Source organism: Microbacterium testaceum (assembly GCF_029761935.1).
Classification (GTDB): Bacteria; Actinomycetota; Actinomycetes; order Actinomycetales; family Microbacteriaceae; genus Microbacterium; species Microbacterium testaceum_A.
Genome location: NZ_CP121699.1, coordinates 776,182 through 799,627 on the forward strand (window position 1 = coordinate 776,182; position 23,446 = coordinate 799,627).

Genomic DNA, 23,446 nt, shown 5'->3' on the forward strand with positions numbered 1-23,446 from the left:
GCGCGCCGGACCCGATCAGGGTCAGGCGTGACCGGCGCGCTCCATGGCGCGCAGCTCTTTCTTCATGTCCTGCACCTCGTCGCGCAGGCGTCCGGCGAGCTCGAACTTGAGTTCGGCCGCGGCCGCGAGCATCTGCTGCGTGAGATCCGCGATCGTGGACTCGAGCTGATCGGCGCCCTCGGCCGCGATACCGGTGCGGCGCAGGGACGGCGTGGGCGACTTGCCCTTGCCGGACTTGTCGTTGCGCGCCAAGAGGTTCTTCGTGTCGGACGCCTCGCGGTTGAGCACCTCGGTGATGTCGGCGATCTTCTTGCGCAACGGCTGCGGGTCGATCCCGTGCTCGAGGTTGTAGGCGATCTGCTTCTCGCGACGACGCTCGGTTTCCTCAATGGCGTTGCTCATCGAGTCGGTCATCTTGTCGGCGTACATGTGCACCTCGCCCGAGACGTTTCGCGCCGCACGGCCGATGGTCTGAATGAGCGAGGTGCCGCTGCGCAGGAACCCCTCCTTGTCGGCATCGAGGATCGACACCAACGAGACCTCCGGAAGGTCGAGACCCTCGCGCAGGAGGTTGATGCCCACCAGCACGTCGTAGACGCCGGCGCGCAGTTCGGTGAGCAGCTCGACACGGCGCAGCGTGTCGACGTCGGAGTGCAGATACCGCACGCGGACCCCGTGCTCGCCCAGGAAGTCCGTGAGCTCCTCCGCCATCTTCTTCGTGAGGGTGGTGACGAGCACGCGCTCGTCGCGCTCGACGCGGACGCGGATCTCTTCGAGCAGGTCGTCGATCTGCCCCTTCGACGGCTTGACGATGATCTCCGGATCCACGAGACCGGTCGGACGGATGATCTGCTCGACCACGCCGTCGGCGATCCCCATCTCGTAGCGACCCGGCGTCGCCGACAGGTAGACCGTCTGGCCGACGCGCTCCTTGAACTCGTCCCAGCGCAGCGGGCGGTTGTCCATCGCACTCGGCAGGCGGAAACCGTGCTCGACCAGAGTGCGCTTGCGCGAGGCGTCGCCCTCGTACATCGCTCCGATCTGCGGGACGGTCACGTGGGACTCGTCGATGACGAGAAGGAAGTCGTCGGGGAAGAAGTCGAGCAGGGTGTGCGGCGGGTCGCCGGGCATCCGGCCGTCCATGTGCCGCGAGTAGTTCTCGATGCCCGAGCAGAACCCGAGCTGCTGCAGCATCTCGAGGTCGAAGGTGGTGCGCATGCGCAGACGCTGCGCCTCGAGGAGCTTGCCCTGCGACTCGAATTCCTTCAGACGCTCCTCGAGTTCGTGCTCGATCGTTCCGATCGCACGCTGGACCGTCTCGGTCCCGGCGACGTAGTGCGATGCCGGGAAGATCGGCACGGAGTCCATTTTCTCGATCACGTCGCCCGTCAGGGGGTGGAGGAGATACAGGGCCTCGATCTCGTCGCCGAACATCTCGATGCGGATGGCGTACTCCTCGTACACCGGGATGATCTCGATCGTGTCACCGCGCACGCGGAAGTTTCCGCGCGAGAAGTCGACGTCGTTGCGGTTGTACTGCATCGAGATGAACTTGCGGATGAGGGCGTCGCGGTCGTACCGCTCCCCCACCTGCAGGGCCACCATCGCGCGGAGGTACTCTTCCGGCGCGCCGAGGCCGTAGATGCACGAGACCGTCGACACCACCACGACGTCGCGGCGCGAGAGCAGCGAGTTCGTCGTCGAGTGCCGGAGGCGCTCAACCTCGGCGTTGATCGAGCTGTCCTTCTCGATGAAGGTGTCCGTCTGCGGAACGTAGGCCTCGGGCTGGTAGTAGTCGTAGTACGAGACGAAGTACTCGACGGCGTTGTTGGGCATCAGCTCTCGGAACTCGTTCGCCAGCTGGGCGGCCAGCGTCTTGTTGTGCGCGAGCACCAGCGTCGGACGCTGCACCTGCTCCACCAGCCACGCCGTGGTCGCCGACTTGCCGGTACCCGTGGCACCCAGAAGCACGACGTCGGTCTCACCGGCGTTGATGCGCCCCGCGAGATCGGCGATCGCCTGTGGCTGATCACCGGAGGGCGTGTATTCGCTGATGACCTCGAAGGGGCGGACGGAGCGCGTGGCCTGCATACTTCCAGCGTAGGCGGGGCCTCCGACATCGGGGTCGGGTTGCGTTCGCCGTGGGCGAGCGCCCGGGTCCCGCATCGCCCCGATCAGGCGGGACGGACCACCCGAGCCCAGAGCTGATCGACCTGTCGGCGCGTGGCATCCATATCGGTCGAGGTGTCGATCACGACGTCCGCCAGAGCGAGGCGCTCCTCTTCGCTCGCCTGCGAACCCACGCGCGCGCGGGCGTCGGCCTCGCTCAGCCCGCGGTTCTCGACGAGCCGCCGCACGCGGAGCTCCGCGGGGCAGTGCGCCACGACCACCAGGTCCCACGAGTCACCGCCGCGCGCCTCGGCGAGCAGGGGCACGTCGTACACGACCACCGCACCCGCGTCCGCGGTGAAGGCCTCGTGGAAACGTCGCTGCGACTCCTCGCGCACGGCCGGGTGCACGAGCGCGTTGAGGCGCGCGAGTCGATCGGGATGACCGAACACCAGGGCTCCGAGCGCGGCCCGATCGAGCGCCCCGTCGGGACGCACGACGTCCGCGCCGAACTCGTCGGCGATCGCGCCGAGCACCACGGACCCCGGGGCCTGCACCTCTCGGACGATCGCATCCGCGTCGACCACGACGGCTCCACGGTCGGCGAGAAGGGCGGCGATGGTGGATTTGCCCGAGGCGATCCCACCCGTCAACGCGAGAAGAGGCACCCCTCGAGGATGCCATATCCGCACGTCCTCCCACCGGGGAGGCGGATCGTCCACCTGTCGTCTAGCATTTGCCCAGGCCGCACGCCCGTTCCGGCCCGACGAAAGCTCCGCCATGACCTCCCCACACACCACTGTGGTGATCGAGGACGACCTCGACATCCGCCTCCTCGTGACGGCGGTCCTCGAGAGCGCTGGATACGTCGTCCACGCGGCCGCGACCGGCCTCGACGGCATCGAACTCGTCCGTCGGCACGACCCCGTCGTGACGACGTTGGACGTGAGCATGCCGGGGATCGACGGGTTCGAGACGGCGCGCCGCATCCGCGCGTTCAGCGCCACCCGCATCCTCATGGTGAGTGCGCGGGCTGACGAGAACGAACAGCGAGCGGGCCGCGAGGCCGGCGCCGACGACTACCTCACCAAGCCGTTCCGTCCGCGCGAGCTCCGCCAGCGGGTCACCGACCTCGCCCACTCCGTCCGGGACTGAACCCCGACTCAGGCAAGCCCGAAGGCCTGTTCGCCGGTCGCAGCCGCGTGCGCCGCGGCCTCGTCCGCTCGCGTCGTGAGGGCGACCGAGTGATAACCATGGTCTGCGGCCAGAGCCATTCCGACGCCCACGGTCGGCACGACCGCGGCGCCCAGGCGCGCGAGGTCGGCGACCACGCGCTGGTGCAGGATGCGAGCGGCGCGGCGCACGTCCGTCGTCGGCGTCGTGGTGAACGCCACGGCGAGGCCGGCGGCATCCGTCTCCCCCACGAGAGCCATCGTGGGCGAGTGCCGACGCACGGACGCACGCACCTCGAGGGCCAGGCTCTCGGCGTCATCGGGGCCGAAGGCGACGGCGAGGCGTTTGAGATCGTCGATCCGGATGCCGATGACGCACACGCCCTCGCCCGCCTCCTCGGCCCGCGAGCAGATGATGGCGAGAGTGGCCTCGAATGATTCGCGGAAGAGCACGCCGTTCGCGTCCACCGACAGCCGTCGGGTCTCGGACGTCCCGCGCAGCGCCGACTCGTTCGCCCGAAGGACGGAGGTCACCACGACCGCCGCGATGACGAGCGAGATCGTGAGGATCGCCGACACCCGCGTGTCGAACGCGTCGCGGAACAGCGCGCTGTCGGGGCCGAGCGAGAGGAACACGATCGCGCGGGCGACGAACCACACCGTCTCGACCGCCAGGACGACGGTCAGTCCCGACGAGCTCCACCGACGGGCGATCGCCCCTCGACGCGTCTCGATCGCTCCCGTCGCGGCGAACACCGCGTTGCCGAGGAAGAACGGCACGGCCCCCGCCCACGATCCCCCCTCGGGCCCCGCGGCCAGAGCGGCGACGACCACCACGAGGACGGTCGCCGTGAGGATGAGCGCGGCACGGCGGACCGATCCGCCGTTGAAGGCGACGCACCCCAGCCAGATGAAGCCGGTGGCGGCGACGAACGCGCCGTTGCCCACCGCGACCGCGACGTACACGTCGGGAAGCAGCAGCCAGGCCAGGTAGCACGTGGCCGAGAACGTCCCCGACAGGTAGGCGCTCGCCCACAGTCGACCGGGGAGGCCGTCCTTGAGCATGAGGGTGTCGAGCAGGTACATCACCGTCGACGCGACGATCACGAGGGTCGCCGCGGCCTGCAGGGTGAGGACGTCGAGGTTCACGGGGTCTCCCTCGGATCGCGTGGCAGCCGCACGGTGAAGGTGGCCCCTTCGCCCGCTGCCGTGTGCACGGTGATCTCGCCGCCGTGGGCGCGGACGAGGTCCCGGCTGATAGCGAGGCCCAGCCCGCTGCCGTGGGTCGAGGATTTGCGCACGGCGTCGCCCCGAAAGAATCTTTCGAACAGGCGCGCCTGTTCGCTCGCGCTGATGCCCGGCCCGTCGTCCGAGATGACGACCGTGATCGAGCGCGGTTCGTTTCCGACCGAGACGGCCACCGACCCCCCGCGCGGGTTGTACTTCACGGCGTTCGAGAGCAGATTGTCGATGACCTGGCGCACCCGGCGTCCGTCGACCAGCGCGTGCGCCGCCGGCAGGTCGCCGGCCTCGATCAGGATGCCGTGATCATGCGCCTTCAACGCGATCGACTCGATCGCGGAGCGGACGATAGCCGAGACGTCGGTCGGGCGCAGATCCAGGTCGACGCCGAAACCCTCCCTCGACGTGGACGACACCGCGAGGATGTCCGCGACCAGCTCGAGTAGCCGCGAGGCGTTCCGCTCGGCCACCTCGAGCCTCTCCCGGGTCGCGGGATCGAGCCCGTCGTCGTCGAGCGCGAGGTCAAGGTAGCCGATGATCGAGGTGAGCGGGGTGCGCAGCTCGTGCGAGACGCTGGCGACCAAGTCTTCGCGGGCCCGGCGGGCCTGCTCCTCCACCGTCACGTCGCGCGAGACGACCACTGCCCCGGCGTCGCCGGCGTCGCTGCGGGGCAGACGTCGCGCGGTGACGTTGAGGGCGCGACGGTCCTCCCCCGGAAGTCCGTACCAGACCACTTCGCCCTCGAACACCTCTCCCGAGCGCGCGCGAGCGAGCGGATCGGATGCCGGGGGGATCGCGGTGGATCCGTCGGCGGCGAACACCGCGACCTCCCGGCCGAAGGCGTCCGTGCTGTTCAGCAGGAGCCCGTGGGCGGTGTTGGTGACGGAGAACTCCCCGGTCGGGGTGATGCGCGTGACGCCGAAGTCGACGGCATCCAGAACCTCGGTGACGAGGTCCTCCTGACGCCGGGCACGATCGAGGGCGCGACGCAGCTCAGCGGACTGCTTCTCGAGCAGGACCCGCTGGGCGCGGGAACGTCGAGCGGTGAACGCGGCCATCGACGACAGCGCCGCCACGGTGAAGGGCAGCACGAGGGTCGACGCGGTGAACCGCTGCAGGTCATCGGTCGTGAGCTGGTGGACCATCACGGCGGTCACCGTCAACGACACGGCCACGACGCCGCGCAGACCGAAGACCGTCCCGATCCAGATCGCGGGGAACGTCCACAGCAGCCCGACTCCGGCCAGGGGCGAGCTCTCGCGCATGACGGCGATCGCCACGACGTCGACGATCGGCAGCAGCCCGACCACCCACCGGGGCATGCGCTGCCAGGGCAGGAGTACGGCGGCGATCGCACCCGCGAAGACGAGCGAGGTCCCTCCGAAGAACAGCGAGGCGTGGCCCACCTGCCCCACCGAGATCGACACCACGACACTCAGGAGGGTCGCTGCGGCGAGAAGCGTCTGGCTCGCCACGATGCTGCGGCGCAGACCGAAGCGCTCGCTCGAGGTCGGAGGCGCCATGGCCTCGACCATAGCGTTTTCCGAGTGCGCGACAGGGGCGGCGTGCTCCGGCACGCCGGTCAGGGCGTCGTGACGGCTCCGGCGAGAGGGTCAGAACCCGAAGTCGCCGCCGAAATCTCCCCCGAGGTCCCCGCCGAAATCGCCCGCGCCCGCGTCCGTCCCCGACGCGTCAGCGACGCCGGCGGCGTCCGCGTCGGCCTGGGCGTCCGCTGCCGCACCGTCGGCGTATCCCGCGTCGTAGCCGGGGTCGAACATCGCCCCGACGAGAGCGGAACCGACGACGTACCCACCGATGGTCCCGAGCATCGAGGCTCCGAGCATCGACCCGAAACCCGGACCGTTCGAGAAACCGCGCCCGCCGAAGGTGCGCTCCATGAAACCGGGCTGCGAGTACTCGGCACGGGTGGCGGCGCGAGCCAACGATGCCGGATCGTCGCTCGCGGGACGCTCGGCGGGTGCCAACCCGGCCGACATCTCGGCGAGCACCTGCTGACGCTGGGCCGGGGTCAGTCGGCCGAAGGCTTCGGCGTGCACCTGCTCGACCGTCTCGGGAGGCGCCGTCCGGAGCAGGTAGCGGTAGCGTTCGATCGCCTGGCGGTCCTCGTCGGACCCGGATGCGGCGGCCGGCGCCTGCTGCTGCGCGGGCGGAGGGGCGCACCGACCCTCGGCGTCACGAGAGCCGCTCGCCGAACCGTGGGGCACCGGGGTCTCGGGGGCTCGTCGCGAGGCGTCGTCGCCGGAGCCGAACAGTCTGTCGAACAAGCCCATGGGTGCGCCTCTCGGATCGTGTGTCTCGCACCGTAGACCGCTCACCTCGGAGCGCCCTGAGGCTTGTGGACGGCGGAGCACTCGTGGCAGTCGGGCAGGCGGAGCGCACGGAGCATGCGACAGCCGTCAGCCCCGGCGCGCGATCGCCGCGCTCGTCCACCGGGCGTATAACGCCCAGGGGTCGTCGACGCCCGCCGCGAGCTCGGCCACGTGCGCGTCGAGCGCGGGGCTGCGGCGGAACCACTCGGTCCTGCCGAATCGCTCGTCCCCGAACTGCGCGTGTCGACGCCGCTCGACGAGCCTGTCCCCCGGCTCGAAGGCGAGGAGTTCGTCGTGCCAGATAGCGGCCAGCCGCTGACGGGGGCTCGCCGTGGTACCGATCTTGATGCGGTCGTCGAACCGCAGGTAGTAGACGACGTCGACGCGCGGCGGCGGCAGTTCGCCGTCGACGGGGTCGCCGTGCCGCCACTCGCACACCGCGCAGAGCCACCCGCTCGGCCACCGCACGCCCAGCCGCGACCCGCACAATCGGCAGGGCGCCGGGAGCACGTCGGTCACGCCGTGATGCCCGGCAGCCCAGTCCGCGCTCACGCCCATGTGCCAGGTGCAGAGCGCCACCGGGGCGGAGGGATCGGCCGCTCGCCGGCAATCGGGCACGAGGCAGTCGGGGGCGGACATGCGCTCACGCTACGCCCGACCCCCGACATCGCCGTCAGTCGTCGGCGGCCGGCGCCTCCAGCACGAGGAACAGACCGGCGTAGGGCCCGAGCTCGAGAGAGAAGCTCTGCAGCTCGTCCACCCGGCCCACGGCCTCGCCGGTCGCCGCGTCGATCGCGGTGCTCTGCGGCACCAGCCACTCCGACCGGACCGTTCCCTCGATCGTCTCGCCCGAGAAGTTGAGCACCGTGATCTGCAGGGGCGCCGACTCGTCCCGTCGGTCGCCCCCGTCGAGACGATGGACCATGACGAGCATGCTCGGATGCCCGACCTGCGGGATATCGACCTGAGAGGCGATGGCGATGCCGTGATCGCCGCGGATCCGCAGGATCTCTTTCAGTCCTGAAAGGAAGGATTCGGGGTCCTCCTGCTGCCGCCCCAGCGAACCGTAGAGCGAGCGCGCACGCGGCACGCCCGACATCGACGACGCCGCGTCGGGGGCCACATCGAGCAGGTCGTGCGCTCCCCGCTCGATCCAGCGCGTGTCGCCGGTCGAGATGAGATGGCGCACGTCGTCCGCCGGAAGCGTGAGCGAGCCCGTGAGGTCCCAGCCCGAGAGGGCGAAGACCCCCGGCTGCCAGGAGTTGTACTTCGCGAGCAGCAGGTGGGCGTCGCGGATGGCCGGGATGTCTTCGTCGGTGATCTCGTCGAGCGTCGCCTTGCCCTGCGTCGCGGCGATGAGGGATGCCGATGTGCAGGCGATCCCGTTCTGCGTGAAGACGAGGTTGTAATCGGCGTCGACGGTGAGCTTCTCGGTGAGCTCGGCGCGCACCATCTCGGCGATCTCTCCCCCGGTGTGCTCCTCGTGCCGGAAGGGGTAGACGGTGTCGCGGTGGGTGGTGGCCCAGTGCACGAGCTCGTAGGTCAGCTCGTCGTGATTCTGCATGCCGTGCACGAGCTGCACGGGCTCGACGCCGGTCTCGAGCGCCGTCGTGAGAGCGAGCCGCAGGAACTCCGTGTTCGCCGTGGCGAGGGCGTGGTGATACCCGGGCCGCGTGACGAAGTCGTATGACAGGTCGGCGCCGACCGCACTTGTGTCGCGGATGTCCTCCATCGTGAGGTTCAGCTCTTGGAACGTGAACCCGCCGACCTTTCGGACCATCCCGGCGATGATGTGGTTGGCCGCGTGCGACAGCGGATGCCCCTCCGACCACGCGGGAAGGCCCTCTGCGCTCTTCTCCACACCGAGGAAGCCGTTCGCGTCGAGTCGCAGCGCGCTCGTCCCGAGATCGCCGAGGGAGTGCAGGGCGTCTCCGATCACGAGCCGCATCCCCGCGAAAGTGGGGTCGAGCCAGTTGATCGACGGCTGCCCCTCCTTGAAGTAGTGGAGGTACACCCAGCGTCGTTCGAGACCATCGGTGCCGACGACCGGAGCGGTCGTGCTCCAGTTCGTCTCTTTCACCCCCGGGGTGTAGAAGATGACGCGCTGGAGTTCGCCGATGATGTAGCCGCGTGCGCTGAGCTCGCGCTCGGTCTCGGCGTCGAGGTTGACCGAGTCGCGCCCGGCGGGCACCTCGGGAAGCAGATCCCAGTCCTCACGGGGGATCTCGACCATGTGGTAGATGCCCGGGTAGTCCTTATACGCCATCTCGGCGAGCCGGAAATCCGCGCCCTTACCGGTGTGACCGGGAACGATGTCGTCGATGACGCTGCCGCCGTGTGACTCCGCCACGTCGGCGACGCGGCGGAAGGCGTTCTCGTCACCGAATTCGGGGTCGATCTGCGTGCTGATGCGATCGAAGTGACCGTCGACGCTGGGGGTCTCCTGCCAGCCGGTGATGCCTCCGGCTCTCTTGACGGGACCGGTGTGGATGCCGTTGATCCCCACCCACTCGAAGGCCTCCCACAGCGCCTCATCGCCGAGCGCCTCGAGGAACGACTCCCCCGGGCGGGTGATGAGCGAGATCGGATAGGCCGTGAACCAGACGTCGGTCGATTCGATGGCCCGGCGCGCGTCCGGACGCGCGTAGGGATTACGCCACATCGAGGGCTGACCGGACAGCTGCCGGCTCAGCACATCGGCGTCTTTGAGCATCGACTGACGGACGAGCCACTCCACATAGGAGGGATTGCCGCCGTTCGCGTTGCGGGGATCGGTGAGGAATCGACGGAGAGTGCCACCGCGGAACTGGTCGCGGGGACGCAGACGACGGGGTCGCGCCGGATAGCGCTGCTCGTCGTAACTGATCTCGGTCGTCGTCTCGACCGCCTCTTCGGCATCGATGTCATCCGCGTCGTTCGGACCGGCATCGACCATCTCGTCGTCCATCACAGCGCGCTCATCGGCGTCGTCCACTCCCGACCTCCCTCACGTCGTATCCGACGCTAGTCGCTTCCACCGACATCGACCTCGGGCATTGACCTCGACCCGCCGGGTGTCGACAGATCCGTCGTGCGCGCATTCCTCCGGGCTCAGCGCGGACGAGACGGGGCCCCGCGCAGGGCCGACCAGGCGATCACCAGCGCGAGCAGGCACATCCCGAGCACCGCGGTGAGGAACACCCCCCACCCGACGGAGGCGAAGAGCAGTCCCAGCAGCCATCCGAACAAGCTCGAGCCCGCGTAGTACCCGAGGTAGTACAGCGACGACGCCTGCGCGCGGGCCTCGGGATCGGCGGCGACGGGTGTCCAGCCCGAGGCCACCGCGTGCGCTCCGAAGAAGCCGGCGGTGAAAGCGAGCAGCCCCACGATCACTGCGGCGATGAACGGCAGGAACATCACGATCACGCCCGCCGCCATGAGTCCGGTGCTGCCGAGCAAGATGGGGAGCCTGCCGTACCGCACGGCCAGAGCGCCCGCCCGCGGAGACGAGACCGTCCCGGCGAGGTACGCGAGGAACAACAGCGTCACGATCGCCGGCGGCAGAGCGAACGGCGGGGCCGCCACGTGGAAGCCCAGATAGTTGTAGACCGCGACGAAGGCGCCCATCAGTAAGAACGCTTGCGCGTACAGCGCCATCTGCACCGGAGAGCGGAGGTTGAGCACCAGGCGCCGTCTCACCGACGGTCCCCTCACCGTCCGGGACCGACCGGGAACGAATCCCCTGGCCGCCGGCACGAGCCACAAGAAGACAACCGCCGCGACCACGCAGAGAACGACGACGGATGCCACCCCCCACCGCCACCCGGCCAATTCGGCGATCCAGCCCGAGGCCACGCGTCCCGACAGACCACCCACGGTCGTTCCCGCGATGTAGGAGCCGGCCGCGGCCGCCACGAAGCGGGGCGACACCTCCTCGCTCAGGTAGGCGAGGGCGACAGCCGGAACGGCACCGAGCGCCGCCCCCTCGAGAAGGCGCAACGCCAGCAGCACGCCGAGGTCATCCGCAAAGGGCGTGACAGCCCCGAGAAGAGTCGCCGCGATCAGGCCGATGGCCATGGCGGGCACGCGACCGATGCGATCGGCTACCAGCGACCAGGGGATGACCGCCACCGCCAGGCCCAGAGTGGATGCCGAGACGGTCAGCGCCGCCCCTGCCGGGCCCGACGCGAGATCGTCGGCGATCGCCGGGAGGACGGCCTGCGTCGCGTACAACTGCGCGAAGGTCGCGACGCCACCGAAGAAGAGTCCGATCAGCAGGCGACGGTAGTCGCGACTCCCGGGGAGATGGCCCGAGAAATCGCTCACACCCTCGAGCCTATCGACCAGTGTCTCGGGGTACGGCGAAGCGCCGGTGCCCACACCCTCCCATTTCTGGGTGGTGTGGGCACCGGCGCTGAAACCCAATCCCCGGGGTTCGACACGGGTCGATCACCGGGGAAGTGTGCCCGTAAATGCGAAATGGCCACCCAACTTTGGGTGGCCACTTCGACGAAAAGAAGTCCGGCGGTGTCCTACTCTCCCACAGGGTCCCCCCTGCAGTACCATCGGCGCTGAGAGGCTTAGCTTCCGGGTTCGGAATGTAACCGGGCGTTTCCCTCTCGCTATGGCCGCCGAAACACTATTGATGTTTCAAAAACCAACAACGACATGATCATTGTTGAGTTCCCGACCGTACATCGAGAACCACTCAGTGGACGCAAGCACCAAAAACAGGTGTGTTATCAAGTCATCGGCTTATTAGTACCGGTCAGCTTCACGTATTACTACGCTTCCACATCCGGCCTATCAACCCAGTAGTCTGGCTGGGAGCCTCTCACCATAAATGGTATGGAAGTCTCATCTTGAGGCCGGCTTCCCGCTTAGATGCTTTCAGCGGTTATCCATCCCGAACGTAGCTAATCAGCGGTGCTCCTGGCGGAACAACTGACACACCAGAGGTTCGTCCAACCCGGTCCTCTCGTACTAGGGTCAGATCCTCTCAAACTTCCTACGCGCGCAGCGGATAGGGACCGAACTGTCTCACGACGTTCTAAACCCAGCTCGCGTACCGCTTTAATGGGCGAACAGCCCAACCCTTGGGACCTACTCCAGCCCCAGGATGCGACGAGCCGACATCGAGGTGCCAAACCATGCCGTCGATATGGACTCTTGGGCAAGATCAGCCTGTTATCCCCGAGGTACCTTTTATCCGTTGAGCGACAGCGCTTCCACAAGCCACTGCCGGATCACTAGTCCCGACTTTCGTCCCTGCTCGACCTGTCAGTCTCACAGTCAAGCTCCCTTGTGCACTTACACTCGCCACCTGATTGCCAACCAGGTTGAGGGAACCTTTGGGCGCCTCCGTTACATTTTGGGAGGCAACCGCCCCAGTTAAACTACCCACCAGGCACTGTCCCTGAACCGGATCACGGTCCTAAGTTAGATATCCAGAGTGACCAGAGTGGTATTTCAACAATGACTCCACACTCACTGGCGTGAATGCTTCACCGTCTCCCACCTATCCTACACAAGCCACACCGAACACCAATACCAAGCTGTAGTAAAGGTCACGGGGTCTTTCCGTCCTGCTGCGCGTAACGAGCATCTTTACTCGTAATGCAATTTCGCCGAGTTCGCGGTTGAGACAGTTGGGAAGTCGTTACGCCATTCGTGCAGGTCGGAACTTACCCGACAAGGAATTTCGCTACCTTAGGATGGTTATAGTTACCACCGCCGTTTACTGGGGCTTAAATTCTCAGCCTCGCCTTGCGGCTAACCGGTCCTCTTAACCTTCCAGCACCGGGCAGGCGTCAGTCCGTATACATCGTCTTGCGACTTGGCACGGACCTGTGTTTTTAGTAAACAGTCGCTACCCACTAGTCTCTGCGGCCACCACACCCTTTCGGAGCAAGTCCTAATAAGTGGATGGCCCCCTTCTCCCGAAGTTACGGGGGCATTTTGCCGAGTTCCTTAACCACGATTCTCTCGATCTCCTTGGTATTCTCTACCTGACCACCTGAGTCGGTTTGGGGTACGGGCAGCTAGAACCTCGCGTCGATGCTTTTCTCGGCAGCATAGGATCACCCACTTTTTATCCGCATCGTGTCTCAGCCGTAATGAGTGACGGATTTGCCTATCACTCGGCCTACGCACTTGCACCAGGACTACCATCGCCTGGCTTGGGCTACCTTCCTGCGTCACACCTGTTAATACGCTAGCCGCACCAGCATGGGGTCGAGCGTTCACACGGACGCGTCTCACCCCGAAGGGATCAACAACATTCCGAGCTAGGACTCTTAGCACCACTGGATTAGCTTGGGCGGTTCTTCGCCGGTACGGGAATATCAACCCGTTGTCCATCGACTACGCCTGTCGGCCTCGCCTTAGGTCCCGACTTACCCAGGGAAGATTAGCTTGACCCTGGAACCCTTGGTCTTTCGGAGGACGTGTTTCTCACACGTCTTTCGCTACTCATGCCTGCATTCTCACTCGTGTAGCGTCCACGGCTGGGTCACCCCGCCGCTTCACTCGCCACACGACGCTCTCCTACCCATCAACACGGCTGGACCACGAAGGCCTACCAAAAATGTCAATGCCACAACTTCGGTGGCGTGCTTGAGCCCCGTTACATTGTCGGCGCGGAATCACTTGACCAGTGAGCTATTACGCACTCTTTCAAGGGTGGCTGCTTCTAAGCCAACCTCCTGGTTGTCAAAGCAACTCCACATCCTTTCCCACTTAGCACGCGCTTAGGGACCTTAGTTGGTGGTCTGGGTTGTTTCCCTCTCGACTATGAAGCTTATCCCCCACAGTCTCACTGCTGCGCTCTCACTTACCGGCATTCGGAGTTTGGCTGACGTCAGTAACCTTGTAGGGCCCATCGGCCATCCAGTAGCTCTACCTCCGGCAAGAAACACGCAACGCTGCACCTAAATGCATTTCGGAGAGAACCAGCTATCACGAAGTTTGATTGGCCTTTCACCCCTATCCACAGCTCATCCCCTCAGTTTTCAACCTAAGTGGGTTCGGTCCTCCACGACGTCTTACCGTCGCTTCAACCTGGCCATGGATAGATCACTTCGCTTCGGGTCTAGGACACGCGACTGAATCGCCCTATTCAGACTCGCTTTCGCTACGGCTACCCCACTCGGGTTAACCTCGCCACGTATCGCTAACTCGCAGGCTCATTCTTCAAAAGGCACGCTGTCACCCCTACTAAGGAGGCTCCAACGGTTTGTAAGCAAACGGTTTCAGGTACTATTTCACTCCCCTCCCGGGGTACTTTTCACCTTTCCCTCACGGTACTTGTCCGCTATCGGTCATCTGGGAGTATTTAGGCTTATCAGGTGGTCCTGACAGATTCACACGGGATTTCTCGGGCCCCGTGCTACTTGGGATACTCTTCACGCCAAGAACAGGCATTTCGACTACGGGGTTCGCACCCTCTATGACCGGCCATTCAAAACCGTTCGTCTATACCCTCTTGTCACGTCGATCATTCGGCAGAACAATCAGAAAAGTCCCACAACCCCCAACATGCAACGCCTGCCGGCTATCACACACGCTAGGTTTAGCCTCTTCCGGTTTCGCTCGCCACTACTTACGGAATCGCTTTTGCTTTCTCTTCCTGTGGGTACTGAGATGTTTCACTTCCCCACGTTCCCTCTACCCGCCCTATATATTCAGGCGGGAGTCACCAGGTACGCACGCGCCCTGGCGGGGTTTCCCCATTCGGACACCCTCGGATCAAAACTCGCTTATCAGTTCCCCGAGGCTTATCGCAGATTGCTACGTCCTTCTTCGGCTCCAGATGCCAAGGCATCCACCGTTTGCTCTTAAAGACTTGAAATCACATGAGTTGAATCGTCAAAAAATTGACTAATGATCTTTAAGATCATCTTCACGACACAAACCAAAAGGCTCATGTCGAAGATGCTCGCGTCCACTGTGTAGTTCTCAAAGTACGGGCGGTACCCCTCCCACACCCACCAACCGGCAAGCGCAAGAAAGGCCCTCGAGGAACAGCCACCAACAAAGAATCCAAAGACCCCCGTCAGCGCCCGGCCCCTCAGGACCCAACAGCGTGCATGTCCCGCCAACGAAACCCCCCACCTTTCCTGTCACCACAGCGACGTACTCAGCAGAAAGCCCCACAAAACGAGACCCCATCAAATGTTCCACCCATGAGCTAACCGGCAGACACATTCGGTCTGATCCGGCGCCTGAACAACCCCATGACAGGGCGTCAGATGCTCCTTAGAAAGGAGGTGATCCAGCCGCACCTTCCGGTACGGCTACCTTGTTACGACTTAGTCCTAATTACCGATCCCACCTTCGACGGCTCCCTCCACAAGGGTTGGGCCACCGGCTTCAGGTGTTACCGACTTTCATGACTTGACGGGCGGTGTGTACAAGACCCGGGAACGTATTCACCGCAGCGTTGCTGATCTGCGATTACTAGCGACTCCGACTTCATGAGGTCGAGTTGCAGACCTCAATCCGAACTGGGACCGGCTTTTTGGGATTCGCTCCACCTCACGGTATTGCAGCCCTTTGTACCGGCCATTGTAGCATGCGTGAAGCCCAAGACATAAGGGGCATGATGATTTGACGTCATCCCCACCTTCCTCCGAGTTGACCCCGGCAGTATCCCATGAGTTCCCACCATTACGTGCTGGCAACATAGAACGAGGGTTGCGCTCGTTGCGGGACTTAACCCAACATCTCACGACACGAGCTGACGACAACCATGCACCACCTGTTTACGAGTGTCCAAAGAGTTGACCATTTCTGGCCCGTTCTCGTATATGTCAAGCCTTGGTAAGGTTCTTCGCGTTGCATCGAATTAATCCGCATGCTCCGCCGCTTGTGCGGGTCCCCGTCAATTCCTTTGAGTTTTAGCCTTGCGGCCGTACTCCCCAGGCGGGGAACTTAATGCGTTAGCTGCGTCACGGAAACCGTGGAATGGTCCCCACAACTAGTTCCCAACGTTTACGGGGTGGACTACCAGGGTATCTAAGCCTGTTTGCTCCCCACCCTTTCGCTCCTCAGCGTCAGTTACGGCCCAGAGATCTGCCTTCGCCATCGGTGTTCCTCCTGATATCTGCGCATTCCACCGCTACACCAGGAATTCCAATCTCCCCTACCGCACTCTAGTCTGCCCGTACCCACTGCAGGCCCGAGGTTGAGCCTCGGGATTTCACAGCAGACGCGACAAACCGCCTACGAGCTCTTTACGCCCAATAATTCCGGATAACGCTTGCGCCCTACGTATTACCGCGGCTGCTGGCACGTAGTTAGCCGGCGCTTTTTCTGCAGGTACCGTCACTTTCGCTTCTTCCCTGCTAAAAGAGGTTTACAACCCGAAGGCCGTCATCCCTCACGCGGCGTTGCTGCATCAGGCTTCCGCCCATTGTGCAATATTCCCCACTGCTGCCTCCCGTAGGAGTCTGGGCCGTGTCTCAGTCCCAGTGTGGCCGGTCACCCTCTCAGGCCGGCTACCCGTCGACGCCTTGGTGAGCCATTACCTCACCAACAAGCTGATAGGCCGCGAGCCCATCCCAGACCGAAAAATCTTTCCAAACACGACCATGCGATCACGTCTCATATCCAGTATTAGACGCCGTTTCCAGCGCTTATCCCAGAGTCCAGGGCAGGTTGCTCACGTGTTACTCACCCGTTCGCCACTGATCCACCAAGCAAGCTTGGCTTCACCGTTCGACTTGCATGTGTTAAGCACGCCGCCAGCGTTCATCCTGAGCCAGGATCAAACTCTCCGTAAAAAAGAAATGCATACAACCACCGGGAAAACGGGGCCGCAGCGAGTTTGAAACTGACCAAAGAAAAACATCATTACTGACGAATTTCACGCCAACCCCCGAAAGGGTTGGACTTTGATCCAAAGGAATTTCTCGCAATCCAACAAAAGTCAGACCGACGAGGAATAAATTGGCATTTGACAAGTGCACGCTGTTGAGTTCTCAAGGAACGGACGCACCCACAGAAACGATCTCTCGACCTACCCGTGAGGCAGTTCACTTCAATTGACAGCCGCCAGCACACGGAACCTCATTGGGATCTCAAAAAGATCAACCTCGGGAACCGGCCGAACGACCGAACCAAAACCATACACCATTCAGAGCAGGTTTTGGGTGGTCCGCCACTTGAGACGATGCGGGGCCTTCCGGCCGCTCCGCTCTCCCCTGTGGGGCGAACAAGTAATAAGTTACGCGGGAACGACCGACCCGTCGAATCCAGGCACATCTCGGGCGTGTCGCTTGACCGCGGCCGCGGAATCCTGCGGAAACGTCGACGGCCCGGCGCGACCTTCGAGGTCGCCCGGGCCGAGGGACGGGAACGATGTGGCGGTCAGGCGACGAGTGACCATGTCGACGGCGAGGTCATGGCATCCGTGTGTCCCCCGGTGAACTCGATCCCGCCGAAGAACATCGCTCCGATGACCAGGGCGAAGACGAACGCGATCGACAGGAACAGCACGGCCACGCCGGCAAGGGTGATCAGAAGCGGAAGTCGAGAAGCCATGTCTTCATCCTGCCCTGCTCCCCCACCTGCCCACCAGGGCTTGCGCCCGGCAACGACCGAAGGCCGGCACCTCCGAGGAGGTACCGGCCTTCGATGCGGGACGGATCAGCGACCGGAGAGCTTCTCGCGAAGCGCAGCCAGCGACTCGTCGTCGGCGAGGGTGCCCTGAGCGGGCGTCTCGGACGAGAACGATCCACCGAACGAACCGGCGTCCGTCGGGTTGGCGGCCTCGGCCTCGAGGGCCTTGGCGACGGCAGCCTTGTGGGCTTCCCAGCGACCCTGGGCAGCGGCGTACTCCTGCTCCCAGGCCTCGCGCTGAGTGTCGAAGCCCTCGAGCCACGCACCCGACTCGGGGTCGAAGCCCTCGGGGTACTTGTACTCGCCACGCTCGTCGTACTCGGTGGCCATGCCGTACAGCGCCGGGTCGAACTCGGTGCCGTTGGGGTCGACCGACTCGTTGGCCTGCTTGAGCGACAGCGAGATGCGGCGACGCTCGAGGTCGATGTCGATGATCTTGACGAAGACCTCTTCGCCGACCGACACGACCTGCTCGGCGAGCTCGACGTGCTTGCCCGACAGCTCGGAGATGTGCACGAGACCCTCGATGCCGTCGGCCACGCGGACGAACGCACCGAAGGGAACGAGCTTGGTGACCTTGCCCGGAGCGATCTGACCGATCGCGTGGGTACGGGCGAACACCTGCCACGGGTCTTCCTGCGTCGCCTTGAGCGAGAGCGACACGCGCTCGCGGTCGAGGTCGACCTCGAGGATCTCGACGGTGACCTCCTGGCCCACCTCGACGACCTCGGAGGCGTGCTCGATGTGCTTCCAGGAGAGCTCGGAGACGTGGACGAGACCGTCGACGCCACCCAGGTCGACGAACGCACCGAAGTTGACGATCGACGAGACCGTGCCCTTGCGGACCTGGCCCTTGTGGAGGTTGTTGAGGAACGTGGTGCGCGACTCGGACTGCGTCTGCTCGAGCAGAGCGCGGCGCGAGAGCACGACGTTGTTGCGGTTCTTGTCGAGCTCGAGGATCTTGGCCTCGATCTCCTGGCCGAGGTACGGCGTCAGGTCGCGGACACGGCGCAGCTCGATGAGCGAGGCCGGGAGGAAGCCGCGGAGGCCGATGTCGACGATGAGACCACCCTTGACGACCTCGATCACGGAACCGGTGACAACACCGTCGTTCTCCTTGATCTTCTCGACGTCGCCCCACGCACGCTCGTACTGAGCGCGCTTCTTGGACAGGATGAGGCGGCCTTCTTTGTCCTCCTTCTGGAGAACGAGGGCCTCGACGTGGTCGCCGACGTTGACGACCTCGTTGGGGTCGACGTCGTGCTTGATCGAGAGCTCGCGGGAGGGGATGACACCCTCGGTCTTGTAACCGACGTCGAGGAGGACCTCGTCGCGGTCGATCTTCACCACGGTGCCTTCGATGAGGTCGCCGTCGTTGAAGAACTTGAGCGTCTTCTCGACCGCGGCCAGGAAGTCTTCGGCCGAGCCGATGTCGTTGATCGCGACCTGCTTGGTAGCCGGGGCGGTCGTTGCGGTAGTCATGTAGTGGGTTGTCCTAGTTGGGTGTGGTGTCGGGCTCCGACTCCTGTACCCGTCGATCCGAAGACCGGGGGCCGTCGGGCTGGGGCCGCCCGAGGGCGAACTCCAACCACGAGTCGAAGCGAAGCGGATTGTTCATGCGATGCCACGGGCTCGCCAGATAGGCAGAACCCAGGTGTGACACCTCAGTCTAACGCACCAGGCCTCCCGCGCAGTCCCGGGTGACGCTCATCCCGCGCTCGGGCCGTCACACGCTGACGCCGACCACGCGGGGCGAACGGAGACAGCGGGCCGGACAGGGCGTTTGCGCGTGCACGCGATTCGCCTCGGATCGGCCGTTTTGTTCCGGCGTTCTGAGGCGGTCCGCCCAGGTGGCGTCCAGAAACACGTGCCAGGCTCCCCGTCTTGTGCCCGCTGACGCGGGTCGGACGGTGACACCCGCACCGTCCTCCCCTCACGTGAAACCGGTTCTATGCGCTCTGACTCGACGTCCTTTTCCAATCGTCGTGACCGCCGCCTCGCCGCCCGCCGCACTCGTCGTCGCCCCGTGACGACAGTGGGAGCGCTCGTGCTCGGCGTGGTCGCGGCCGCGGCTCTCACCGGCACCGCGCCGGCCGCCACCGCCTCCCCCGCCGACCTGTCGACCGCGACGTTCTCGCTCGCCTCCTCGATCACGCCCACGGTGCTCGCGGCCACCCCCGGCCCCGAGAAGACCGAGGCCCGCGCGGCGGAGACCGCTGCGTCGACCTCGATCCAGGCCGTCGCCACCGTGCAGAGCGACATCGCGGCATCCGGTCTCGACATCGGCCAGCCCGCCACGGTCGACACGACTGCGCTGCAGCAGGCCACCGACCGCCTCGAGGCGGCCTCGGTGCTGCCCGAGACGTTCCTCCCCGCGCTCTCGCACGACGTCGCCGCGGCCACCGCCGCGGTCGACCAGCGCGTGGCCGAGTTGCGCGGCGGTCTCGACGCCGCCGTGGCCAAGAAGGCCGAAGAAGAGGCGGCCGAGAAGGCGCGCCAGGAAGCAGAGGCTGCTGCCGCGGCGAAGGCCGCCGCCGACAAGGCCACCGCCGAGAAGCAGGCCTCGTCGTCGTCGTCGTCCTCGTCCAACTCCGGCGGTGGCGGGTCTTCGGCCCCCATTCCGACCGGAGGCGGTTCGGGAGACAACAGCCCCGCCGGTGCCCAGGCTGCCGCGCGCGACATGCTCGCCAGCCGCGGCTGGGGCGATGACCAGATGTCGTGCCTCGTGTCGCTGTGGAACAAGGAGTCGGGCTGGAACTACAAGGCCTACAACTCCGGCAGCGGCGCCTACGGCATCCCGCAGGCGCTCCCGGGCAGCAAGATGTCGTCCGCCGGTGCCGACTGGCAGACCAACGCCGCCACTCAGGTGTCGTGGGGCCTCGGGTACATCTCGGGCCGCTACGGCACGCCGTGCGGCGCGTGGGGCCACTCGCAGTCGACCGGCTGGTACTGAGCCCTCAGCTCCATCGCATCATCGAGCGCGCCGCTCCGGAGAAACCTCCGGTGCGGCGCGCTTCTGCGATCAGCGGGAGATTCTCGGGTCCGTTGAGCTCGTGCAGGACGGCCGGACCCACGTGCACCTGCCACGCGCCGTGGAAGCGGACGGCGTCCGCCCGACGACGACCGATCTCGGAAGGCACGGCGAGGAACTGCCGGGACCGGGAGCGTCCCGCGCGCTCGAGGACGGCGCGCACCCACCACGACCCTCCGCCGCGGTCGACCTCCAGCACGAAACGCGGTGACCGGATCGGGCCGCACAGCTCCTCCAGCGCGATCCCGAAGGTCTTCTGATCGGCGAGGCTCGCGTGCGCCATCGTGATCTCGGCGCGGGTGGCGTCGGCATCCCTCCGCTCTCCCTCCCACACCGCAACGGCGAGCGGGGACCGGACGCGCCCACTCTCGGACAGCGCCGTCCAGACCACATGCGCCATGTTCCTCAGCGTTGCCGCGGCGTCCCGAGCCTGCCGACGCGTGCGCCGCCACGCCGAGAGCAGGGGCACGGACATAATGGCACCGATCAGGGCGCTGACTCCCCCCACCGCGACTCCCGCGACCGGGGGCAGGAAGAACGACAGCGCGATCAGCGCCGTCGGCGCTCCCGCCGATACTGCGAGCCACCCGCCGAGGGCACGCTCGGCCGTCACCGACGTCGAGAAGACCGGCGTGCGGGCCGGGCGCTCGACCACCCCGGAGAGCTCCTCGCGGTCGTCGTACGGGGAGCCGATGCGCCAGGCGGATCGCGTCTCGTCCCGCGGCGGAGCCGAGGTCAGCGCGTCGACACGCTCCAGCGACGCGCCGGGGGCCTTCTCGAGCACCTCGTCGAGCGCGCGACGACGGTCGCGCCCCAGCGCCGCGGGCAGCCCGCGGACGATGCGCTCGGGGTGGTCGGCGTCGAGTCCCCACAGGCCGGCGTGCTTGCGACGGAGGCGGGCGGCATCCGGTTGCGCGTCGAGAGGCGAGTCGGGCGGCAGCAGCGCCGAGACCGTCCAGTTGTGGGCGACCTTCTCGGGCCAGCCCGGATCGCGCCGCAGCGTACGGCCCCGCAACTGCTGCGTCGCCGACGCCGTCGCCACCGCGGTGAGGTCGATCAGGGTGTTCACCGCCGGGCAGTCCCACCCTTCGCCGAAGAGACCGCGCGTGCCCACGACCACCTCGAGCGAGCCGTCGGCGAGCAGCCGGGAGACGGCGCCGACCACCCCCGGCCCCGTGGCCCCCCGCACCGCGAGGACGGCCACGTCGTCGGAGCAGGGCTCCCCCGTTACCGCGACGCCGAGCTCGCGCGCGAGCGCCGGAAGCAGCGTCTCCGCGTGACGGACGGCGACGCGCACCGTCGAGGAAGTGACGAGGATCGCGCGCAGCGCCGAGGTAGCGGCATCCGTCGCCACGATCGAGAACGTGCGGACGGCGCCGGCCGAGCCCAGGAGTCCCCCGTGGACGTTGCCGTGGGTGACGTAATCGGTCACGACGAGGGCGCGGAGGCGGTCGCCGAGCTCGTCGAGCTCGCGGGCGAGGATATCGCACGCTCCCCTGTCCTTCGAGAGGGAGGACGCGAGGACCGTGTCGATCGGATCGCGGGTGCGCCGCACCCCGCGGTCGGTCAGCGCGAAGCCGAAATCGGCGAGCAGGCGACGCAGCCGGCGCCACTCATCGGCGCGCGCGGGGTCGGGGAGCACCCGGTCCAGGGCATATCGACCCAGCAGGCGCAGCGTCTCTTCGGTGGTGGGCGCCCGTCGCGCCACGGCGGGAAAACGAGCGGTGAGCGGGTCGTCGGGCGCGACGACGGAGAACATCGCCGCGGCGGCCTCGGCACCGGCGAAATCGACGGCGAACGCCGCCGAGAGAGCGGCATCGACGGCGGCGTCGGGGTCGGACGATTCCGCGGCGGCCGGCGGGGGCTCGATCCCCGGGCGCGCAACAGCACTCCTCCCCACGGAATCGACCGGGGCCGGGGACGAGACGCCCTCGGCGGGCGGTTCGAGGGGATCCGCGGGGGCGGAAGGGGTCGACGGCTGAAGCACCGCGCGCAGGAACTTCCTTCCGGCGCCCACCGCGAATGTCGTCCGCAGCGCCTCAGCGAGGGCTTCGGCGTGCGCGGAGAGGAACGCCCGCTCCTCGCCGGTCGGTTGGACCACGTGGACGAGGTCGCGGTACGGCGCGAGATCGCCCTCGCGCACGACCGCCGGCACGGGAACCTCGAGATCGACCTCGCCCAGCAGCGAGACGTAGTTCTCGTACTCGTTCGCGTCATCGGGCGAGGGAAGTGTGGCCGTGAGCCCGATCACGAGCGGCTCCCGACCCCCCGCGCGCAACCGCGCGACGAGCGCCGCAACCACGAGTGCCCAGTGATCGAGGAGGTGATGGCACTCGTCGAGGACGATGGTCTCGACCCCCGCCTCGACCAGACGCTCCAGCAGCTCGCGCGATCGCGGGTGCAGAGCGGCCGTGAGAGCGGCGGCATCCTGTCTCGCCAGAGTGCGCCGAAGAGCGCGGGACCGAGAGCGGATGCCACGGCCGTACGCCGCGGCATTGCTCTCGCTGAGCGCCTCGAGCCATCGCTCGGCCTGGTCGGGGGTGCGATCGTCGGCGATCAGCTCGTCGACCCAGCGGGCGCGCGCCAGGGCCGCGAAGGGCTCGCTGGAGTCGACCACGCTGATCGCCTGGTACGTCAGGGCCGTGAGGTCGGCGGGGAGATCGGGGTCGTCCGACACGGCGGCGTCATCGTGCGCCAGCACCCGGGCAGCGCCCACCCACTGCGCGCGGATCGCCGTCGTGGGCGCGAAGACCACCGTGCGCCTTCCCCGGCGTGCGGCGAGGAGGAGCCCGAGCAGGGTCTTTCCGGCACCCGGCGGGGCGACGAGGTGCAGCGGCTCCCCCGCGTCGACGTCGACACGGTCCAGCGCGGCGCGCTGATAGACCCGGAGCGTTCCGTCGAACCGCCACGCCGACAGGGGACGGCGTGATTCGGTCGACACCGCGCCAGTCTAGGGAGGGACC

13 protein-coding genes and 3 rRNA genes are annotated in these 23,446 nt (G+C 66.1%); 2 read left to right on the plus strand and 14 right to left on the minus strand.

The features are described from left to right. Positions 1–21: 21 nt before the first annotated feature. Positions 22–2,091, minus strand: a complete 2,070-nt coding sequence (gene uvrB, locus QBE02_RS03715) for an excinuclease ABC subunit UvrB (RefSeq protein ID WP_279367174.1) — start codon at positions 2,089–2,091, stop codon at positions 22–24. A gap of 83 nt (positions 2,092–2,174) precedes the next feature. Beyond that, the gene (gene coaE, locus QBE02_RS03720; RefSeq protein ID WP_279367175.1) at positions 2,175–2,777 is read right to left on the minus strand and encodes a dephospho-CoA kinase; all 603 of its coding nucleotides are present in this window, start codon (positions 2,775–2,777) and stop codon (positions 2,175–2,177) included. Positions 2,778–2,889: 112 nt separating this feature from the next. Between coaE and QBE02_RS03725 the strand changes: the two genes are divergently transcribed. Further along, positions 2,890–3,264: a response regulator transcription factor gene (locus tag QBE02_RS03725; RefSeq protein WP_279367176.1), complete on the plus strand. Its 375-nt coding sequence runs from the start codon at positions 2,890–2,892 to the stop codon at positions 3,262–3,264. 8 nt (positions 3,265–3,272) lie between these two features. Here the strand turns inward: QBE02_RS03725 and QBE02_RS03730 are convergent, their stop codons facing one another. From QBE02_RS03730 to rpsA, 11 genes are all read right to left on the minus strand, one after another. Beyond that, on the minus strand, positions 3,273–4,430 hold the full coding sequence (locus tag QBE02_RS03730) for a diguanylate cyclase domain-containing protein (protein WP_279367177.1): 1,158 nt from the start codon (positions 4,428–4,430) through the stop codon (positions 3,273–3,275). Further along, the gene (locus QBE02_RS03735) at positions 4,427–6,046 is read right to left on the minus strand and encodes a sensor histidine kinase (protein ID WP_279367178.1); all 1,620 of its coding nucleotides are present in this window, start codon (positions 6,044–6,046) and stop codon (positions 4,427–4,429) included. Before QBE02_RS03735 ends, QBE02_RS03730 begins: the two co-directional genes overlap by 4 nt. 90 nt (positions 6,047–6,136) lie before the next feature. Further along, positions 6,137–6,814, minus strand: a complete 678-nt coding sequence (locus tag QBE02_RS03740; RefSeq protein WP_279367179.1) for a hypothetical protein — start codon at positions 6,812–6,814, stop codon at positions 6,137–6,139. Between the two features lie 126 nt (positions 6,815–6,940). Beyond that, entirely contained in the window at positions 6,941–7,492 is a 552-nt protein-coding gene (locus tag QBE02_RS03745; RefSeq protein WP_279367180.1) for a GIY-YIG nuclease family protein, read from the minus strand. A 34-nt stretch (positions 7,493–7,526) separates the two neighbouring features. Next, positions 7,527–9,800 carry a maltose alpha-D-glucosyltransferase gene (gene treS, locus QBE02_RS03750; RefSeq protein ID WP_431844589.1) on the minus strand — a complete coding sequence of 758 codons (2,274 nt, stop codon included), beginning with the start codon at positions 9,798–9,800 and terminating at the stop codon, positions 7,527–7,529. A 143-nt stretch (positions 9,801–9,943) separates the two neighbouring features. Continuing rightward, a complete protein-coding gene (locus QBE02_RS03755; RefSeq protein ID WP_279367182.1) occupies positions 9,944–11,158 on the minus strand; it encodes an MFS transporter in 1,215 nt (404 codons plus the stop codon). A gap of 193 nt (positions 11,159–11,351) precedes the next feature. Then, a 5S ribosomal RNA gene (rrf, locus tag QBE02_RS03760) occupies positions 11,352–11,468 on the minus strand. 102 nt (positions 11,469–11,570) lie between these two features. Next, positions 11,571–14,681, minus strand: a 23S ribosomal RNA gene (locus tag QBE02_RS03765). A gap of 411 nt (positions 14,682–15,092) precedes the next feature. Further along, positions 15,093–16,614, minus strand: a 16S ribosomal RNA gene (locus tag QBE02_RS03770). Together the 16S, 23S and 5S rRNA genes form the textbook arrangement of a ribosomal RNA operon. 586 nt (positions 16,615–17,200) lie before the next feature. After that, positions 17,201–17,374, minus strand: coding sequence for a hypothetical protein (locus QBE02_RS03775; RefSeq protein ID WP_279367183.1), 174 nt, complete (start codon positions 17,372–17,374; stop codon positions 17,201–17,203). Between the two features lie 105 nt (positions 17,375–17,479). After that, complete coding sequence (gene rpsA / locus QBE02_RS03780) at positions 17,480–18,934, minus strand: 30S ribosomal protein S1 (RefSeq protein ID WP_056227982.1); 1,455 nt, start codon at positions 18,932–18,934, stop codon at positions 17,480–17,482. A gap of 469 nt (positions 18,935–19,403) precedes the next feature. On the opposite strand from rpsA, the gene QBE02_RS03785 reads away from it, so the two are divergent. Beyond that, positions 19,404–20,405 (plus strand): lytic transglycosylase domain-containing protein, encoded by a 1,002-nt coding sequence (locus tag QBE02_RS03785; protein ID WP_279367184.1) that lies wholly within the window; start codon positions 19,404–19,406, stop codon positions 20,403–20,405. A 4-nt stretch (positions 20,406–20,409) separates the two neighbouring features. Here the strand turns inward: QBE02_RS03785 and QBE02_RS03790 are convergent, their stop codons facing one another. Beyond that, entirely contained in the window at positions 20,410–23,424 is a 3,015-nt protein-coding gene (locus tag QBE02_RS03790) for a DEAD/DEAH box helicase family protein (RefSeq protein ID WP_279367185.1), read from the minus strand. Between the last annotated feature and the right edge of the window lie 22 nt (positions 23,425–23,446).

Bases quoted from the DNA above. Each gene is read 5' to 3' on its own strand.
- rpsA (WP_056227982.1), bottom strand. From the start codon at position 18,934: ATGACTACCGCAACGACCGCCCCGGCTACCAAGCAGGTCGCGATCAAC.
- QBE02_RS03785 (WP_279367184.1), top strand. From the start codon at position 19,404: ATGCGCTCTGACTCGACGTCCTTTTCCAATCGTCGTGACCGCCGCCTC.
- QBE02_RS03740 (WP_279367179.1), bottom strand. From the start codon at position 6,814: ATGGGCTTGTTCGACAGACTGTTCGGCTCCGGCGACGACGCCTCGCGA.
- QBE02_RS03735 (WP_279367178.1), bottom strand. From the start codon at position 6,046: ATGGCGCCTCCGACCTCGAGCGAGCGCTTCGGTCTGCGCCGCAGCATC.
- QBE02_RS03775 (WP_279367183.1), bottom strand. From the start codon at position 17,374: ATGGCTTCTCGACTTCCGCTTCTGATCACCCTTGCCGGCGTGGCCGTG.
- uvrB (WP_279367174.1), bottom strand. From the start codon at position 2,091: ATGCAGGCCACGCGCTCCGTCCGCCCCTTCGAGGTCATCAGCGAATAC.
- QBE02_RS03725 (WP_279367176.1), top strand. From the start codon at position 2,890: ATGACCTCCCCACACACCACTGTGGTGATCGAGGACGACCTCGACATC.
- QBE02_RS03745 (WP_279367180.1), bottom strand. From the start codon at position 7,492: ATGTCCGCCCCCGACTGCCTCGTGCCCGATTGCCGGCGAGCGGCCGAT.
- treS (WP_431844589.1), bottom strand. From the start codon at position 9,800: ATGGACGACGAGATGGTCGATGCCGGTCCGAACGACGCGGATGACATC.